At 46.3% G+C, this 17,247-nt stretch carries 17 protein-coding genes; 7 read left to right on the top strand and 10 right to left on the bottom strand.

Annotated elements, in window-relative coordinates:
* The first annotated feature begins 3 nt into the window (after positions 1-3).
* The 3 genes from VN447_RS16505 (at position 4) to VN447_RS16495 (ending at position 4,531) form a co-directional block, all read left to right on the top strand.
* Positions 4-225 (top strand): hypothetical protein, encoded by a 222-nt coding sequence (locus tag VN447_RS16505; RefSeq protein WP_325526442.1) that lies wholly within the window; start codon positions 4-6, stop codon positions 223-225.
* 85 nt (positions 226-310) lie between these two features.
* Complete coding sequence (locus VN447_RS16500) at positions 311-2,026, top strand: methyl-accepting chemotaxis protein (protein WP_325526441.1); 1,716 nt, start codon at positions 311-313, stop codon at positions 2,024-2,026.
* Between the two features lie 57 nt (positions 2,027-2,083).
* Positions 2,084-4,531 (top strand): diguanylate cyclase, encoded by a 2,448-nt coding sequence (locus VN447_RS16495; protein ID WP_325526440.1) that lies wholly within the window; start codon positions 2,084-2,086, stop codon positions 4,529-4,531.
* A 180-nt stretch (positions 4,532-4,711) separates the two neighbouring features.
* On the opposite strand, the gene VN447_RS16490 is transcribed toward VN447_RS16495, so the two are convergent.
* Positions 4,712-5,215, bottom strand: a complete 504-nt coding sequence (locus tag VN447_RS16490; RefSeq protein WP_325526439.1) for a flavin reductase family protein — start codon at positions 5,213-5,215, stop codon at positions 4,712-4,714.
* A gap of 49 nt (positions 5,216-5,264) precedes the next feature.
* Positions 5,265-6,524, bottom strand: coding sequence for a nickel-dependent lactate racemase (gene larA / locus VN447_RS16485; RefSeq protein WP_325526438.1), 1,260 nt, complete (start codon positions 6,522-6,524; stop codon positions 5,265-5,267).
* 283 nt (positions 6,525-6,807) lie between these two features.
* Between larA and VN447_RS16480 the strand changes: the two genes are divergently transcribed.
* Entirely contained in the window at positions 6,808-7,434 is a 627-nt protein-coding gene (locus VN447_RS16480; protein WP_325526437.1) for a DUF3793 family protein, read from the top strand.
* A 154-nt stretch (positions 7,435-7,588) separates the two neighbouring features.
* Positions 7,589-8,752, top strand: coding sequence for a type III PLP-dependent enzyme (locus tag VN447_RS16475; protein WP_325526436.1), 1,164 nt, complete (start codon positions 7,589-7,591; stop codon positions 8,750-8,752).
* Positions 8,753-8,863: 111 nt separating this feature from the next.
* On the opposite strand, the gene wrbA is transcribed toward VN447_RS16475, so the two are convergent.
* On the bottom strand, positions 8,864-9,475 hold the full coding sequence (wrbA, locus tag VN447_RS16470) for an NAD(P)H:quinone oxidoreductase (protein WP_325526435.1): 612 nt from the start codon (positions 9,473-9,475) through the stop codon (positions 8,864-8,866).
* Positions 9,476-9,833: 358 nt separating this feature from the next.
* Between wrbA and VN447_RS16465 the strand changes: the two genes are divergently transcribed.
* Positions 9,834-10,307 carry a GNAT family N-acetyltransferase gene (locus tag VN447_RS16465; protein WP_325526434.1) on the top strand — a complete coding sequence of 158 codons (474 nt, stop codon included), beginning with the start codon at positions 9,834-9,836 and terminating at the stop codon, positions 10,305-10,307.
* Here the strand turns inward: VN447_RS16465 and VN447_RS23320 are convergent.
* Together VN447_RS23320 and VN447_RS16460 are read right to left on the bottom strand one after the other, a co-directional pair.
* Positions 10,302-10,499 (bottom strand): Spo0E family sporulation regulatory protein-aspartic acid phosphatase, encoded by a 198-nt coding sequence (locus VN447_RS23320; RefSeq protein ID WP_414714922.1) that lies wholly within the window; start codon positions 10,497-10,499, stop codon positions 10,302-10,304. The genes VN447_RS16465 and VN447_RS23320 overlap by 6 nt on opposite strands.
* Positions 10,500-10,801: 302 nt before the next feature.
* Positions 10,802-11,350, bottom strand: a complete 549-nt coding sequence (locus tag VN447_RS16460) for a hypothetical protein (RefSeq protein WP_325526433.1) — start codon at positions 11,348-11,350, stop codon at positions 10,802-10,804.
* 400 nt (positions 11,351-11,750) lie between these two features.
* Here VN447_RS16460 and VN447_RS16455 point away from each other — a divergent pair, with 400 nt between their 5' ends.
* Complete coding sequence (locus VN447_RS16455; RefSeq protein WP_325526432.1) at positions 11,751-12,566, top strand: methyl-accepting chemotaxis protein; 816 nt, start codon at positions 11,751-11,753, stop codon at positions 12,564-12,566.
* Between the two features lie 119 nt (positions 12,567-12,685).
* Here the strand turns inward: VN447_RS16455 and VN447_RS16450 are convergent, their stop codons facing one another.
* From VN447_RS16450 to VN447_RS16430, 5 genes are all read right to left on the bottom strand, one after another.
* Complete coding sequence (locus VN447_RS16450) at positions 12,686-13,543, bottom strand: 3-hydroxybutyryl-CoA dehydrogenase (protein ID WP_325526431.1); 858 nt, start codon at positions 13,541-13,543, stop codon at positions 12,686-12,688.
* 12 nt (positions 13,544-13,555) lie between these two features.
* Positions 13,556-13,975, bottom strand: a complete 420-nt coding sequence (locus VN447_RS16445) for a MaoC family dehydratase (RefSeq protein WP_325526430.1) — start codon at positions 13,973-13,975, stop codon at positions 13,556-13,558.
* A 37-nt stretch (positions 13,976-14,012) separates the two neighbouring features.
* On the bottom strand, positions 14,013-15,212 hold the full coding sequence (locus VN447_RS16440; RefSeq protein WP_325526429.1) for an electron transfer flavoprotein subunit alpha: 1,200 nt from the start codon (positions 15,210-15,212) through the stop codon (positions 14,013-14,015).
* Between the two features lie 13 nt (positions 15,213-15,225).
* The gene (locus VN447_RS16435; protein WP_325526428.1) at positions 15,226-16,011 is read right to left on the bottom strand and encodes an electron transfer flavoprotein subunit beta/FixA family protein; all 786 of its coding nucleotides are present in this window, start codon (positions 16,009-16,011) and stop codon (positions 15,226-15,228) included.
* A gap of 93 nt (positions 16,012-16,104) precedes the next feature.
* Entirely contained in the window at positions 16,105-17,244 is a 1,140-nt protein-coding gene (locus tag VN447_RS16430; RefSeq protein WP_325526427.1) for an acyl-CoA dehydrogenase, read from the bottom strand.
* Positions 17,245-17,247: the final 3 nt, after the last annotated feature.

The following is a 17,247-nucleotide window of genomic DNA, read 5'->3' as shown; positions in this document are numbered from 1 at the left end:
GTGATGGATAGTAGACATGCTGTAACTCAAAAAGAAAATGAACTTACCGACAAAATTGAAGAGAAGTTGCAACAAATTCGCGAGCGGGAAAAAGATGCCACCGCTGGCGATATCTCTGCCCTTTATGCTGATTTGGAAAAACTTTTAAATGAAGTTAACAAAATGAGATTGTCTGCAAAAAACCAGACCGCTGGAAGCTATGGTATTGTTTATAAAACAGTTTGACTATGATTGTATGAGATTGCTGACGAAAAGATACGGTGGTGCCCTTGTCAACGATACGTAGAATATTAAGCATAGGAGAAGCTGGATGAAATTCTTTGACAACATTAAGGTAAGTTTAAAATTAGGTATTCTAATATCTGTCGCATTACTGGCTTTGACAATTATAGGCTATACCGGGTATTACTATCTTGAACAGGCGAATGCAGATATGAATACTATTTATACGGAGCGGTTGATTCCTGTCAAACTTTTAAATGAAAGTTGTACGTTGGTAGAGCGTGCCAATGCAGCAACCCTGGAATTGGTGGTCACAACAGATGCTGGAAGAAAGCAAGAACTAAAGAAGATTATCGAGGATACAGTGGTAAAGTCAAATGCTAATCTCGCAGAAGTTGAAAAAGCTCACTTAGATGTTCAGGGTAAAGTATTATTTGACAAAATGCAGGTAAGTAAACAAAAATTTCGCGAAACCAGGCAGAGTGTACTTGAGTTAGCACTTCAAAACAAAAACGCCGAAGCGTATGCAGTATATGTCACCAAAGTGTATCCGTTGGCTGTTGATTTTATGAAACAACTAAGCGATCTTTCTATGCATTATGCCGCACTATCAGAAAAAATGAATATGGACAACCAGGCAGCTTTTAGACTAGCCATACAGAAAATGATTGTTATATTTGTAGCTGCATTCGTCATGTTAGGGTTGAGCGGGCTCTACATAGCGCGAATCATAACAAAGCCGTTACTCATTATGGTAACAGCTTGCAAAGAATTTGCCGCCGGTGATTTTCGGGACAAACCACGCCGCCTAATTCGGAAAGACGAAATTGGTCAATTAGCCGATGCCATGGCAGATATGCGCGGCAATCTTCGTACCCTTCTAAAACAGGTCAATGTATCGGTGGAACAGGTGGCAGCATCGTCAGAGGAATTGACCGCCAGTGCCGACCAGTCAGCTCAAGCCGCAAGCCAGGTAGCCGGTTCCATTACCGGTGTGGCAAAAGGTATGGAAGCACAGTTGGCAACTGCTAACGATACCTCTGCTGTTGTGCAGCAGATGTCAGCCAGTATCCAGCAAGTGGCTGCTAATGCCAATGACGTGGCAGGGAAATCCGCGCAGGCGGCAGATAAAGCGAGCGAAGGCAATAAGTCAGTACATCAGGCGGTAAACCAAATGGCCAATGTGGAACAGACAGTCGCTACGTCTGCCGGGGTAGTAGCCAAACTGGGGGAAAGGTCTCAGGAAATAGGGCAAATTGTCGATACGATTTCCGGCATTGCCGGTCAGACCAACCTGCTTGCGCTCAATGCCGCTATTGAAGCAGCCCGGGCTGGTGAGCAGGGTCGGGGTTTTGCCGTAGTTGCCGAAGAGGTGCGGAAACTGGCCGAGCAGTCACAAGAGGCTGCTAAGCAAATTGCCACTCTGATTAGCGAAATTCAGGGTGATACCAATAAAGCTGTGGAGGCCATGAGCCACGGAACGAGGGAAGTCAAAAAAGGAACAGAAGTAGTTAATGCTTCCGGACAGGCTTTCGAGGAAATTGCCGTACTGGTAACTCAGGTCTCTCTCCAAATCAAAGGGATAACCACTGCAATCGGGCAAATGGCTGCCGGCAGTCAGCAGATTGTCGGGTCAGTAAACCAAATTGATGAATTGAGCAAAAAAGCATCAGGAGAAGCGCAGACGGTATCTGCTGCCACCGAAGAGCAATCGGCGTCCATGGAGGAAATCGCTTCTTCCAGCCAAGCTTTGGCTAGACTGGCGATGGACCTCAGGGATGCAGTCAGTAAGTTTCAGATATAACACGCTATGAGAAACAGAGTACTGAGGTTGCAAGGATAAACGTTGGAGGATACCAGAATGGTGCCATCAGATGACAGTGTGAATATGTGGGATTATAAGGATGCTGTATTATACAAAAATTTAATTAAGCAAGCGCGGGATATCATTTTGGTTATCAGTACAGACGGTAAAATTATAGAGGCGAATCAGGCAGCTGTGAATGCCTATGGTTATTCCCTTAATGAACTACGCAGCATGTGTATTTACGATTTGCGCTCTCCGGATACACTTTCTCAGGTTGACGATCAAATAAGAATGGCATATCAAAATGGTATCTTGTTTCGTACGTTTCATGTACGGCGAAACGGTGAGCGGTTTCCCGTAGAGGTTAATTCTCAGCAAGTTCAATTACCGGAGGGCGAAGCAGTATTTAGTATTGTAAGGGATATTACAGAGGCTGTCGCAATAGAAACAGTGCTGAGAGAAAGCGAAGAAAAATACAGTGTTTTGAATGAGGAACTTACGTCGGCTTATGAAGAATTGCTGGCATCGGAAGAAGAGTTAAGGCAACAGTTTACTGAGCTACTGGTCAGAGAGGAAATAATAAGCCGTCAAAATGTCATTCTGACTTCACTGCATGATACCGCAGTAGGTCTCATGCACAAAATAGACCTTGATGATCTGCTGGCGATGATTGTTTCCAGCGCGACACACCTGAGAGGTACGCCTGATGGTTTTATATCCCTGGTGGATGAAGAGGCAGGTGTTTTTGACAGGAAGGTTGCGGTAGGCGCTTTTACTCAGGACATAATCAAGCGGATAAAGGTTACAGAAGGCCTTCTTGGCAGGGTTTATAGCACCGGACAAATTGCCATTGCTAATGACTATAATACTTGGGAGCACCGTTTACAACATCCTTTTTTTGATGAAACTCATTATGTTGTTATCATTCCGCTACGGCGAGGCATTAAGGTGATCGGCGCATTAGGGCTGGCATTTGCTGAGCAAGGACGAAGTCTCGCTGAGCATGAGGTTGCTTTGCTTCAGCGGTTTGCCGATCTTGCCGCCATTGCCTTGGACAACGCAACGCTTGTCAGATCATACAAGAATGAATTGCAGGAGCGCCGGCAAGCTGAGGCAGCTTTAAAAACTTCGCAGGCCAGTAACCAGGCGCTCATCAACGCCATACCGGATCCCATGTTCATTATCAAGCGGGATGGCAAGTTTGTTGATTATAAAGCAAGTAAAGAACAATTGTTTATGTCGCCGGACTGGTTTTTAGGGAAAACTGTTTTCGAATTATTCCCTGCGGAAATTGCAACGAAAATGCAGCATAGTGTTGAATTGGTATTAGCAAGCGGAGATATTCAAAATTTCGAATACCAGCTTACCGTCCATGGAGAGGTTGAACATTACGAAGTGCGGATCGTTGTTAGTGGTGAAGATGAAGTGTTGGCAATTAATCGCAACATAACAGATCGAAAGCGTATGGAAGAGCGGTTGAAGTTCCTCAGTTTACATGATGCATTAACTGAAGTATATAATAGGGCCTATTTTGAGGAACAGATGAAACAAATTCAACGCTTGAGTAATGGTTCGGCCGGGATAATTATTTGCGATGTTGATGGCTTGAAGATGGTTAATGACACGCTTGGTCATACGATGGGCGATACTGTTTTGCGAGCGGTTGCGGGAATATTAAAAAGCTGCTGTAGTTCCAGTGATCTCATAGCGCGGATTGGCGGCGATGAATTCGCAATTCTTTTGCCTGGTAATTCGCTAAAAGAAATCGCAAGCTGTTGTCAGCGAGTACGCGAAAATATTGATTCCTACAACGCCCAGAACCCGACTGTTCCCATTAGTTTATCAATAGGGCTCGCTGTGTGCACGCAACCTCCTCTCGATATCGATGCTTTATTGAAACAAGCAGATGACAGCATGTATAGAGAAAAACTCCACCGCCAGAAAAGCACCAGAAGTGCTATTGTTAAGGCTCTAATGAAGGCGCTCGAAGCCCGTGACTATATCACTGAGGGACATGGTGACAGATTACAGGATCTGATAGAAGCGTTTGCGGACGTTCTAGAGCTGCCGGAGACGAGTATTGCGGATCTCAGGCTGTTGGCCCGCTTTCATGACATTGGCAAAGTCGGGATACCTGATGGTATCCTTTTTAAGCCTGACCGTTTGACAGAAGAAGAATGGGTTATTATGCGTCAGCACTGTGAGATTGGGTATCGAATAGCAGTATCTGCACCGGATTTAGTGCCAATTGCTGACTGGATACTCAAGCATCAGGAATGGTGGAACGGCCAAGGCTATCCCCTTGGACTGGCAGGTGAAGCGATTCCTATTGAATGCCGGATGTTGTCTATTGTTGACGCGTTTGATGCGATGACCAGCGATCGCCCCTACCGGCAAGCCCTGAGTAAGGAGGAAGCAATCGCTGAACTGTACAGATGTGCGGGAAGGCAATTCGATCCTAATTTAGTAGACAAGTTTGGTATTCTTATACAGACGTTTTGAGATTCCGGATTGCCGGGACGCCGTCGTAGAACAGGTACATGCTTTATTGTTTTGGCCAAAAAGAATCCCCTCTGGCAGAGAGTATTGAGGCAGTTCATTTGAAGGAATGAACTGCCCAATACTTTTCTGGCTAGAGGGGAGAATTGTGTAGCCGTCAGCGTTTGTCTTATTTATGTCAGCCTATACTGTCTTGTAAGCGGCGACAATTTCTCCAAAGTACATGGTGTGATAATCGCCATTGGCATACCATTTGCTTTGGTAGTCAGTGTTCAGGTCTTCGGGCGGCATAGTTTGCTTAAACACAACCTTGCATTCAAGCTGTAGACCCGGTGCAGCGATGACCGGGGTGGCGACTGCCTGGCTATCAGCCAGTGCAAGTTTGGCAGCTGCGATTTTGTCTATGTCGCGCCCGGACTTGGAGCCGCACAGTGCCAGGGCTTCTTTCATGTCGGCCAGCGGCAGGGTGATGGTAAATTCGCCGCTTTGCTCGACAAGCTCTTTGGTAAAGCGGGACTGGCGCACCATGGCGGTGAAGACCGGTTTGCCCCACATGATACCGACACTGCCCCAGCCGATGGTCATGGTGTTGGTTTTGCCGCCATGCGCTGTAGTCATAAAGGCATTTTTAGGGATGAGTGGGGCTGCTTCAGCCGATAATTGTTCATAGGTAAGTTGGTTTGTCAAAATAAACATCTCCTCTACTTATAAAAGGTATTACTAAATGGAAAAAACACTATCTCACATACGGAATGGTCAGCGGCCCTAAGGGCAGTACAGCAATGCTAGCGCCCGGTTTCTTCTCTAACAATTCGGTGATAGCATCGCAGGGACTGGCTACCGGAATGAGCTTAGCGTCTTTTACTGTCTGGTCGTCAAGGCTGGAATACAGATAGCAGTCGGCTTTACTTTGAATCATCGCCTGGGATTGGACCTGCCACTGATCAAATATCCGGAACTCCGGATTGTTTATCATGTCTAACAGCTCTTGCGGCGTATTCCTCATTTTGAGAATTTTGGCGAAGTTGCCATGGTCGGGTACACCGTCCGAGCATTCTGAACAGGACAAAATGGCGCCGCCTTGTTTAACAACCTGGGCAGCAGCGCTCATACCTTTGATTGTCTGATACAGGTTTTGGTCTAGTGGATAACCTGAATTTGTGGTAATGACAATATCAAACGGCTGATCTACCGGGTACATGGCATGGTCTTTAACAAACGCGCAGCCGGCGCGATGGGCGGCAATCAGCTCGCCGGCAAATACGCCGGTGATTTCTTTTTTGCCATTTAAGGTAACATTGAGCATAAAATCAGGTTTAGCCATCAGGCAGTTTTGGGTGGCGGCATCCTGGACAATGTTGCCTTCAATAACGCCCCAGGTACTGTTCTTGTTGCCAATCATTTGGGCGTTATGGAAGTCCTGAATGGTTGATATGCCGGCAATACCCGGGGAGATACCTTTAGGGCCGCCGGAAAATCCGGCAAAGAAATGGGGCTCGATAAAGCCTGTCACGATCTTGAAGGTACAATTAACATATGTTTTGTTCAAATAGACATCAGAACCGTAGCTGTTTTTCCCTACTAGTACCAATTCTTCGGGTTCGAAGGCATTGTGGTTGATAACGCGGACAGTGTCGACAACCTCCTGCCCCAGCATTTGCACAAGTTCTTCTTTAGTATTGTCACGATGGCTGCCAAGGCCGTTAATGATGACAAAGTTTTCTTTGGGAACATGAGTGAGTTCCTCTAGCAGCCAGGGTACAAGCTTGTGATTTGGCGTGGGGCGGGTCATGTCAGAAATAACAATAGCCACAGTATCTTTATGCTTTACCATATCTTTCAGAGGCGGTGTTCCGGTGGGCTGGCGAAGGGCCTGTTGCACAGCGGCTTTTTCATTGGTCAATCCGTCTAAAGACTTAGGTTCGATAATGACCGCACGGTCGGGAACCATAATGTCCAGACCAGTTTTTCCGTAAGCGAGAGATACTGGTTTCACGTCGATCACACTGCCTTTCGTCAGTTTTATTCTACTGTTAGCTTGGCGTTATAACTATATTTTATCCTGAAGTTATCATAATCTCAATATGGATGGAACGATTATCCAGAGGATAGGATTTCATGGAGGCAGCTAAAAGACCTTGAATGTGATAATCTGATTGACAATGTAAAAATTTAGCTATATACTGTAGTATAGATGATAATGATAATCATTATATGATGCTTTTCGCACTATGGCGCATAATATGTAAAAAAGAGGTTAATGGGAAGGAGGCGGTACTATGCTATGTATGCAAACTGGCGAGTCTTTATTAAAGCTGGAGAATCAAAATACCCCATCCTACTTTTTTAAATGGCTGGTCGTTGAGCTGGCACCTACCATTTATGGGGAAAAGCCGGCGACATTACTAACGTTTGCTGACAGCCGCAGATTTCTCCGGCTGACTTTTTGGCGTAAGTTTGGGCCGACTCTTCTCCGTCAATCAGAGATCGAGTGGGCAACTGTACGGGAAACGGCGAATAGTCTTACGGTCTTGTTTTATCATCCGGACAGCCTGGCTGGTTGTTTAAGGCAAACAGACCACTGCAGGTTTTTGTCAGAGTTTGGTTATAAACCTGACTGTCCTATATGTGAAAATATGGATTGCTTAAAAAAGAGATATCAAAACGGATGTCCTCATGAAATTGGGCTCTTGCTAGGCATACCGCTTAAAGATGTGCTGGGTTTTATGGGCCAGGGAGAAGAATGTTTAAGCTGCCGGGGTATGTGGTGTATCTATGGTGATCCGGCACCATCCTTAAGGGCCATGGAAAAAATTGACGAATGCAAAACCTATGCTGCTAATCTGCTTAATTATGGTGCAAGCCCACGCAGTATTTTGTTAGAAAAGTACTGTAAAACTGCGTAGCAATGTCGAGGATTAATAAACGATTTTCCCGCGTATCCTATTGTGGTACGCGGGTTTTATTTTAAGAAAAAATTTACTTGCACTTTGGGTCAATTATGTTACAATCATATAGTACTTTTGGTCAAAATATTGTAGGTAAAAGGAGCGATGATAAGTGAAATATTTCAGGTTATCCCAGGACGCTGTCAAAGCGCTGGCTGATAGCTACAGCACTCCGTTATTGGTGCTATCTTTGGAACAAATTGAACTCAATTATAATTTGCTGGCAGAAAACATGCCGGGCGTAAAGATATATTACGCCGTCAAAGCAAATCCGGATGAGCGTATTGTCCGGAAACTTAGTTCGCTTGGCGGCTATTTTGATGTCGCCTCTGACGGCGAAATGCGTATGCTCAACCATTTAGGCATTGAGGCAGAACGCATGGTATACGCCAATCCGGTAAAAACGGCAAGCGGCCTGAAGGTGGCCCGTGAGACTGGCGTAAATAAGTTTACCTTCGACAGCGAGAGCGAAATCGGCAAGATGGCAGCAGCCATTCCTGGCGGCACGGTACTCTTGCGTATCCGGGTGGATAATCCCCGGGCACTTGTTGACCTTAATAAAAAATTCGGTGCTCACCCTGATGAGGCGCTTGATCTGTTGATCAAGGCACATGCGGCCGGACTCGACGTGGCCGGGCTGTGCTTCCATGTTGGCAGCCAATCAACAGGCAATGAGGCCTACCTTGATGCGCTCAAGATCTGCCGCGGGCTTTTTGACGCTGCAAACAAGCGGGGATTAAACCTTCGCATCCTTGATATCGGTGGCGGGTTCCCGATTCCGACGCTTACCGAAGAGCCAGATGTAGCCGCTATGGCTGCAGGAATTTATAAGGCCGTTAGACAATATTTCCCCAATACTGAGATTTGGGCCGAACCTGGCCGTTACATCTGCGGTACGGCCGTCAATCTCATTACCCAGGTTATTGGCACCAAGGTGCGCAACAATCAGCAGTGGTATTTCCTTGATGATGGTTTATACGGCACATTCTCGGGGGTTATTTTTGACCACTGGGACTTTGAACTTGAGACCTTTAAGACCGGGAAACGTATCCAGGCTACCTTCGCCGGTCCAAGCTGCGATTCGCTGGATATCATGTTCCGGGACAAGCCGACGGTGGCGCTTGAAATTGGTGATTTGATATTAGTGCCTAACTGTGGCGCATATACTTCGGCTTCAGCGACAGTATTCAACGGTTTTGCCAAAACGCAAATTGTGGTTTGGGAAGAGGTATACGAAGAAATTATGGCTAAGCTTGAACTGGCTACTGCCGGATAATTGAAAAGCCTTCTGTTCAATAGGTAAATTCTTTCGCAAAGTGTTAAGACTCCCGCTTTTAGAAGCGGGAGTCTTAACACTTTTTAAATCATAAAACAGTTTCGTTTTATTTTACTTGTAAAGTTTTTGTGCTATTGTTGCCACATGTTTTCCTTGGAATGTCGCGCCAGCAAGCTCATTGGCGCTAGGCATTCTTTCGCCTCTGCCGCCGGTAATGGTTGATGCCCCATAAGGTGATCCACCAGTCATTTCATCGATAGTCGTTTGGCCGGCGAAGCTGTAAGGTAACCCGACAATTACCATACCATGATGCAAGAGTGTAGTGTGAACACTTAGGATAGTCGACTCTTGTCCCCCGTGCTGAGTAGCCGTACTGGTAAAGACGCTGCCAGCTTTGCCTACTAGCTTTCCCTGCTGCCACAACTGCCCGGTAGCGTCTAAGAATTGGCGCATTTGTCCGCACATATTGCCAAAACGAGTTGGCGTGCCAAAGATAATGGCATCAGCATCCGCTAATTCGTCCACAGTACATACCGGAATATGGCTGAATGCCTTTTGGGCTTCAATCGCTCCCATTTTTTCTAAAATATCAACAGTTAATGTTTCCGGAACCCGGCGCAAAACCGCCTCAGCCCCGTCTACTTCACGGACACCTGCGGCAATCGCCTCTGCCATACGATGCATGTGACCATACAACGAGTAATACACAACCAGAACTTTCATTTGGTTCACCCCTTTAGTTAATACATATTCTTTCTAAATAAATTATTTCTCCATAAATTCTCAATATCCTTCCTAAATATGTTAGTTATTTTGTGGACAAGTCTATTATTCTTACCTTGGGACGAGGGGTCAGGAGCATTGTCCCAGAGCAAAACCAAAACTGGGATAATCGCTGATATCTTAAATTCTAATACAGATCATAGATAGAGGAAGAAGTGATAAGGAACAAATCCATTTCGCAAAACAGGTAAATGAGGGTCACTTGGAGAAGGGGTAATATGTATATTTAGTTATTGATTTGTTGGTGGTAGCGGCACGTCAGTCTAGTTTATTTGATCGGCTTAACCAAGAGGGATTAATGAGGGGTTGGGGTATGATGTCACTGGATGTAACGATTCGTCACGCGGAGATGACTGATATTGAATCTATGCTTGAATTGCTAAAAGCTTTATTTGCGATTGAGACTGACTTCGCGGTTGACAGCAGCAAGCAGCGCTGTGGCTTGGAGTTGATGCTGCAGGAGGACCCGAACCGGTGTGTACTGGTGGCTGAGGCTGATCAAACAGTCATCGGGATGTGTACAGCTCAATTGCTTATTTCAACCGCGGAAGGCGGGTTAAAAGCGATTATTGAAGATGTTGTTGTAAAGGACGCTTATCGCAGCCGGGGAATTGGTATTCGCCTTTTAAAAGCGGTTTCCCAATGGGCTGGCAGCCAGGGGGCCAAACGCCTGGATCTACTTGCTGACCAACATAATCGGCCTGCTGTGAATTTCTATCAAAAATTGGGTTGGTCTCAAACAGAATTAGTCTGCTTGCAGAAAAGGCTATAGATGTGCGGACGTATTCTTAGAATACCTCGGGTTATGGGTGTAGAGTATATATCTATAGATTAACTTATCCAGCCTGCGGCTTAATTTCATGATAGCGGGATGTGCGATTCCCACCTTTTCGGCTTGTTTGTGCAATTGCTCGCGCAACACTTCAATCTTTTCAGATAGCCGGCAAAGTTCCGTGTTGTCCATGCCACCACCCCTTTAACGGTAATTTTACTAGAGTCAGCTATACAAATATGATACATATCAAAATGGGTAAAAAGGATTCCTATGCAGGTGCTGCGGCACACCCGCTTCGTTTTGGAACTGGTTTTTGAAAAAACAGCAAAAAAGCCATTGATAATAACATACATTATTAATGGTTTTTTTCTTTGCATATCAACTTTTTATTTATAATGCCGGATTCAACTGCAGGTGAATTTTAGAAAACACAAATTCATAAAATATTTTCTGTTCCCCCAAAACGCACTTTTTAAGTGCGGTTGCGATGACTATGTGCCATCTCTTGCGTCATTGTCGGGACGGTGCTGGCTTTTATCTTCGTCGGTGCGTTTTGCAGCGGGATGAGCTAAGAGTTTTAGGGGGCTACGATGCTGCATGATTGCTTGGTCCAGAACTTTGAAGCTATATCCCATGACAACACCGAATATCGATGACGTAATGTAATTCGAAAGCGCCGTGCTAAATGGCGCTGGCACCGTTCCTGGGGTTTGAAAAAGTGCAGTTAATAAATAGATTACAAAGTAAGGCGTGGTTCCCAGCATCCAACCCTTGAAAAGAATCTTACGGCTAGTGACCCATACAAGGAAATAAGCGAACATGGAGCCGACAGCCCCGCAAAAGCCAATGTGAATGAAGACAGCGAACATATGTTCCTCTAAGCTGAACGGAGGCACATGCCCAAAGATAAGGATTGCAGCCCAATCTGATAACCGTAGCGTAGTGAATCCTAAAAAGTATGAAAGATGGCTTAATGCACTTGACACAACCCCGCCAACAACTCCAGCCACAAAGCCTCGAAACAACCTGTCCTCCATCATTTGCCGCCCCCATAATTGTAGTGGTTTTAGTATGCTTGTGGAACGACTACGCTATGCAGCCTGTCAATATTGGTGGTGCAAGCTGAGGTGCTGGTGCATATCAGTTCGAAAACGGAGCGGGTGTGTGCTGTGGCAGCCTGCTTTTTTATTGCAGATTATGAGGCAGTTATTTTGTAGCGCATTGTATGCTCGGGCTATGTAGTTTTTAAAAAAGAACGATAATTGTGAATATTTGCCGGTGTTGGGCAGGAGAAATGCGGCAATATGGCGTATTGTTTACAGTACTTGTCTAGACATACAAACAATCAGACATATAAAAGGTATTGCAGGATTTTTAGTTACTATATTTCGTTTGATTTAGTAATCAAATCTAATGACATCTAAGAGAGGGGTTAATAATATGAAAAAATTGGAAGCAGCAATTGCCGCCGCAGAACTTTATCGTGATCTGAACGCGTTCGACTGTTCTGTTTTGGTGACAAATGCCGAGGGTGTAATTATTCATTATATCGAAGCGAAAACTTTTCAGGCAAAAGTAAAGGTGGGTGAGCCGGCACCGGGAACATCAGTGAAGAATTGTATTGCCACCAGGCAGACAGTCAAAACATTAATCCCGGAGCATCTTTACGGTGTTAAGCTGCGCTCCATTGTCAGGCCTATCTTTGAAGAAGATGGGACACTTTCCGGCGTGGTTGGTATGGCAATCAGCCTTCTGACAGAACAAGCTTTACACAACGCTGCTCATACCATTGCGTCTATGACTGAAGAAATAACGGCAACTACCGAAGAACTGGCCGCTTCGGCCAGTCGCCTGGCACACGATCTTGTCAAGGTGAAAAGCGGCAGCGAACGTGTTATTACCGAGATTAACAAGACTGACGAGATTTTGCGATTTGTGAGTGATGTTGCCGCAAATTCCAATCTACTGGGGCTTAACGCCGCAATTGAAGCCGCCCGGGCCGGTGAGCAAGGCCGTGGTTTTGCGGTTGTCGCTGACGAGATACGCAAAATGGCGGTTCACAGCGCCCAGTCGGTAAATGATATCAAAAAAATTCTTCAAAATATTGAGCGGGAGGCTGTTTCTGTTGTAGAGGTAATTGGCAGTACGGCGCAATTGAGTGAGCATCAGGCGACGGCGACGGAGCAGATCGGAAAAACGATGCAGGAGCTGACTGCTACCGCTAATGAAGTGGAAAACATCGCAAATATGGTTTAAATCAAATAAGATGCTGAAATAGCTGGTCTGCGAATAATAAACTACCCCTAAAAAGCAGTGCAGGGAGATATCCTGTATGCCTTAAGGGGTAGTTTTTATGCACTTAGCGAAAATTACAATTACCGGGTATATTCGAAGAACCCTTTGCCGTTTTTACGCCCGAGGTATCCGGCCTGCACCATCTTCTTAAGAAGTGGGCAGGGACGGTACTTAGGGTCACCATAACCGGTGTATAGGACTTCCATGATAGACAGCACGGTGTCATTGCCAATCAAATCAGATAGAGCTAGCGGGCCCATAGGGTGGTTAAAGCCAAGCTTGGCTACGGTGTCGATATCTTCTGCGCTGGCTACTCCCTCCATCAAAGCATAGATTGCCTCATTAATCATAGGAATCATGATACGGTTGCCAATAAACCCGGGAAAATCCTCAACTTTAACCGGATCTTTTCCCAGTTTGAGGGCGAGGGATTGTACCGTTTCAAAGGTCTCTTGCGATGTTGCCAGGCCATTAATGATTTCTACAAGTTTCATGACAGGAGCTGGATTGAAGAAATGCATGCCGATTACTTTATCAGCTCGCTTGGTAGTAGCTGCAACCGCGGTAAGAGGCAGAGACGAGGTATTTGTTGCAAGTATTGTATGGGCAGGACACAACCTGTCCAGTGCTTGAAAGATATCTCTTTTGATATCCATGTTTTCTACTGCCGCTTCGACGGCTAAATCCACAGCGCAGACTTCAGTGGTCAGTTCAACTGCTCCGGTGATTCGACTCATAATAACCGTTTTATCCTCATGAGTCAGTTTACCTTTTTCAACAGCTTTCGCGAGGTTTTTATCGATGGCTTTTACGCCTTTTTGAACAAACTCCTCACTGATGTCTCTAAGGATAACAGTAAGACCACCCTGGGCCATTACCTGAGCAATGCCGCTGCCCATCTGCCCGGCGCCGATAATTAAGACCTTTTTTATTTCCATGTAAGTACCTCGTTAGTCTTTTTTCATTACTGTGGCTTTTCCGTCGATAACAACAGTGCCTTCCTGATTAGTGACTGTAGTTTTCAAGATTAACCGGCTTTTTGCTTCGATTTTTTCAATAACTTCTACTGTCGCTGTAACAGTATCGCCGATTTTTACAGGAGCCTTAAAGGCTAGTTCCTGAGCAAGGTAAATCGTATTGGCCCCCGGCAGTGTTGTGCCAAGCAGGGCGGAGATAAAGGCGGCAGACAGCATGCCGTGGGCAATACGCTCTTTAAACATGGTATTTTTGGCAAATTCAGCATTAATGTGCACTGGGTTAAAGTCTCCGCTGAGACCAGCAAAGGTATATACATCATATTCTGTTACCGTCTTAGCCATACTGGCCTTATCGCCAATCTTAATGTCAGCAAATTTTACGTCCTGTACCATAAAAAACACCCCTTGTTACAGAATTTTTTAGCTGCGTTTAGCCTGCAGCTTTGATCTTCTTAAACTCAGAAATAAGTGCTGGTATTACTTCCAGCACATCGCCGACAATACCATAGTCTGCCATCTTAAAGATGGGAGCGTCGGCGTCTTTATTGATGGCAATTACGATGTCTGAAGACGACATACCGGCTAAGTGCTGGATAGCGCCGGAAATGCCACAGGCAATATAAACTTTAGGACCAACCGTTTTTCCTGTTTGGCCAACCTGGTTTAAAGCAGGTATCCAACCGGCATCAACAGCAGCGCGGGAAGCGCCGACTGCACCGCCCAAAACAGCGGCAAGTTCCTCAATCAACTTGAAATTTTCGGGTTTGCAGATACCCCGGCCGCCGGAAACAATGAATTCGGCTTCTTCGAGATTGCAGGCAACAGCACTGCCTTGAATTACCTCAATGAGTTTGGTGCGAATATCGCCAGGCTGTACTTTGCTGGCTACCTTGATAACTTCGCCGGTACGGGAGAAATCTTGTTCCGGACGCTTAAATACTTTAGGACGAATGGTCCCCATCTGCGGACGGTGGTCGGGGCACAGAATGGTAGCCATAATATTGCCGCCAAAGGCTGGCCGCGTCCAGGCAACAAGTCCGGTTGCTTCGTCAATGTCCAAATTAGTACAATCAGCTGTAAGTCCGGTGCCTACCCGGCAGGCAACCCGGGGGCCAAGATCCCGGCCGTCGTTGGTTGCACCCATAAGGATAACTGACGGGCGGTAGGTATTAATCAAGTCAGTCATTGTGATGGTATACCCATCGGTAGAATAATGTTTGAATTCAGAGCCCTCGACCAAGTAAATTTTGTCAGCGCCGCTGGCAAATACCTCTTTGGTTAAGCCGGCTACGTCCTGGCCGATTAATACAGCCGATAAATCCTGGCCCATAGCGTTAGCAAGTTTGCGGCCTTCGCCTAAAAGCTCATGGCTCACATTGCGGATGTGCCCATCTACTTGCTCAATGTATACCCAAACGCCTTTATACAGGTCTTTGTCAACTGTGATTGATTTTTCTTCTACTTCACGAATGATAGCCCCTACAGGACAAACATCCACACAAGCGCCACAGGCTGTGCACGCTTCGGTGATGACTGCCTTGTCGTTTTCCATAATAATAGCGCCGAAGGGACAGGTGCCTACACAGGCGGTACAACCGATACATTTCTCAGCAATTACTTTTACAGCCATGTTCTATAACCCCCTAAACGATCTTGGCATCAGACAATTTTTGAATTAACAGGGCAGCCGCTGCACGGGCGGTGTCTGCTTGAATAATCTCGCCTTGTGTACGTTGTTTGGGGGTAAAGATCTTGCGTACCTGTGTAGGTGAGCCTTTAAGACCGATCTTTTCGGCCTCCACAGGTACGTCATTTACCGTCCAGACAGGAATCTCTTTACGGTTGGCTTTCATGGTACCTTTGACGGTGGGGGTACGGGGGTCATTGATCGATTTGACTACAGTCAGCATAACCGGCGTAGACACCTCGATCACTTCGTAACCCTCCTCCTGCTCCCGCTCTATCCGGAGCTTGTTGCCGTCAGCTTCAATTTTAGCCACATAGGTGACTTGCGGGATATCAAGATGCTCTGCGATTTCGGGGCCTACCTGGGCTGTGTCGCCGTCAATGGCTTGCTTGCCGCAGAGGATGATATCTACGTTGCCTAACTTTTTAATTCCGGCAGCCAGGGTGTGGCTGGTAGCTAAAGTATCTGCACCGCCGAATGCCCTGTCGCTCATCAAAATAGCTTCATCCGCTCCCATAGCGAGGCACTCCTTAAGTGCATCCTTGGCCTGGGGTGGTCCCATGGTAATGACGGTTACCTTGCCACCATGTTTATCTTTAAGCTGCAAAGCGGCTTCTAGCGCGTTTTTGTCAAAGGGATTGACAATGCTGGGCACACCTTGTCGGATTAACGTATTTGTGACAGGATCAATTTTTACTTCGGTAGTGTCGGGCACTTGCTTAACACAAACTACTATTTCCATAAAACCAAAATCCTCCTGTTATAAAAGTATCCAATAAAGATTTACTGGCAGTACGCCGAAGCGGAAATCTTTATTGGATTTTGTGTAGGTAAATTACCGCAAAATAGCGCCAGAAATAACCATGCGCTGTACTTGGTTTGTTCCTTCGTAGATCTGAGTAATCTTGGCATTGCGCATGAGACGCTCAACAGGATACTCACGGCTGTAGCCATAACCGCCAAAGATTTGTACGGCATCAGTAGTAACTGACATGGCAGCATCGGACGCATACATTTTGGCCATAGCCGCTTCTTTGGAGTAGGGCAGGCCTTTGTCCTTCAGGTAGGCAGCGCGGTAGACCAGCAGGCGGGCCGCTTCGACCTTTGTGGCCATATCGGCCAGCATAAACGCAATCGCTTGATTGCTGGCAATTGGCTTGCCGAATTGTACGCGTTCTTTAGAGTATTTAACAGCATGATCAAGCGCGGCCTGGGCTATGCCGAGTGCTTGTGCGGCTACGCCGATGCGGCCGCCGTCAAGGGTAGCCATCGCGATTTTAAAGCCATCGCCCTCTTTGCCCATCAGGTTTTCTTTGGGCACTTTAACATCCTGGAATACAAGCTCCATTGTAATTGAGGTATTGATACCCATTTTGTGCTCTTTTTTGCCAAAGGTGAAACCAGGCATGCCTTTTTCCACAATAAAAGCGGAGATACCTTTTACGCCTTTAGCTTTGTCAGTCATGGCAAACACAACATAGGTTTCAGCTTCGCCGGCATTAGTAATGAAAATCTTGCTGCCGTTTAGCACATAGTGGTCACCCTCTAAGACCGCGATTGTCTGTTGGGAGGCGGCGTCAGTACCGGCATTAGGCTCAGTCAGACCGAACGCTCCCATTTTTGTGCCCTCAAGGAGGGGCGCCAGGTATTTTTGTTTTTGCTCTTCGTTGCCGAAGGCATAAATAGGCCAGGCACACAACGATACGGTCGCGGAGAGGGTGATGCCGATGCCGTCGTCCACTCTGGAGAGTTCTTCTACGGCCAGAATGTAGCTCAGCACATCGCCGTCAGCGCCGCCGTACTGTTCAGGAAAGCAAATTCCGGTTAACCCCATTTCTCCCATGGCATCAAAGAGCTCGCGGGAAAAAACTTCGCTTTCGTCGCGTTCGGCAACACTGGGTGCGACCTGCTTTTCGGCAAATTCCCGTACCAGCTTTTGAGTCATCTTTTGGTCTTCAGTAAGTTCAAACAACATAAT

The organism is Sporomusa sp. (assembly GCF_035561155.1).
GTDB lineage: Bacteria > Bacillota > Negativicutes > Sporomusales > Sporomusaceae > Sporomusa.
This window is presented reverse-complemented; position numbering and strand designations above follow the sequence as displayed.

What these genes read in the sequence shown, in the direction of transcription:
- VN447_RS16465 (WP_325526434.1), top strand. Translation starts at nt 9,834, where the DNA reads ATGAGGGGTTGGGGTATGATGTCACTGGATGTAACGATTCGTCACGCG.
- VN447_RS16450 (WP_325526431.1), bottom strand. Translation starts at nt 13,543, where the DNA reads ATGGAAATAAAAAAGGTCTTAATTATCGGCGCCGGGCAGATGGGCAGC.
- VN447_RS16505 (WP_325526442.1), top strand. Translation starts at nt 4, where the DNA reads ATGGATAGTAGACATGCTGTAACTCAAAAAGAAAATGAACTTACCGAC.
- VN447_RS16460 (WP_325526433.1), bottom strand. Translation starts at nt 11,350, where the DNA reads ATGATGGAGGACAGGTTGTTTCGAGGCTTTGTGGCTGGAGTTGTTGGC.
- VN447_RS23320 (WP_414714922.1), bottom strand. Translation starts at nt 10,499, where the DNA reads ATGGACAACACGGAACTTTGCCGGCTATCTGAAAAGATTGAAGTGTTG.
- VN447_RS16455 (WP_325526432.1), top strand. Translation starts at nt 11,751, where the DNA reads ATGAAAAAATTGGAAGCAGCAATTGCCGCCGCAGAACTTTATCGTGAT.
- wrbA (WP_325526435.1), bottom strand. Translation starts at nt 9,475, where the DNA reads ATGAAAGTTCTGGTTGTGTATTACTCGTTGTATGGTCACATGCATCGT.
- VN447_RS16435 (WP_325526428.1), bottom strand. Translation starts at nt 16,011, where the DNA reads ATGGAAATAGTAGTTTGTGTTAAGCAAGTGCCCGACACTACCGAAGTA.
- VN447_RS16440 (WP_325526429.1), bottom strand. Translation starts at nt 15,212, where the DNA reads ATGGCTGTAAAAGTAATTGCTGAGAAATGTATCGGTTGTACCGCCTGT.
- VN447_RS16480 (WP_325526437.1), top strand. Translation starts at nt 6,808, where the DNA reads ATGCTATGTATGCAAACTGGCGAGTCTTTATTAAAGCTGGAGAATCAA.
- VN447_RS16430 (WP_325526427.1), bottom strand. Translation starts at nt 17,244, where the DNA reads ATGTTGTTTGAACTTACTGAAGACCAAAAGATGACTCAAAAGCTGGTA.
- VN447_RS16500 (WP_325526441.1), top strand. Translation starts at nt 311, where the DNA reads ATGAAATTCTTTGACAACATTAAGGTAAGTTTAAAATTAGGTATTCTA.
- VN447_RS16495 (WP_325526440.1), top strand. Translation starts at nt 2,084, where the DNA reads ATGGTGCCATCAGATGACAGTGTGAATATGTGGGATTATAAGGATGCT.
- VN447_RS16445 (WP_325526430.1), bottom strand. Translation starts at nt 13,975, where the DNA reads ATGGTACAGGACGTAAAATTTGCTGACATTAAGATTGGCGATAAGGCC.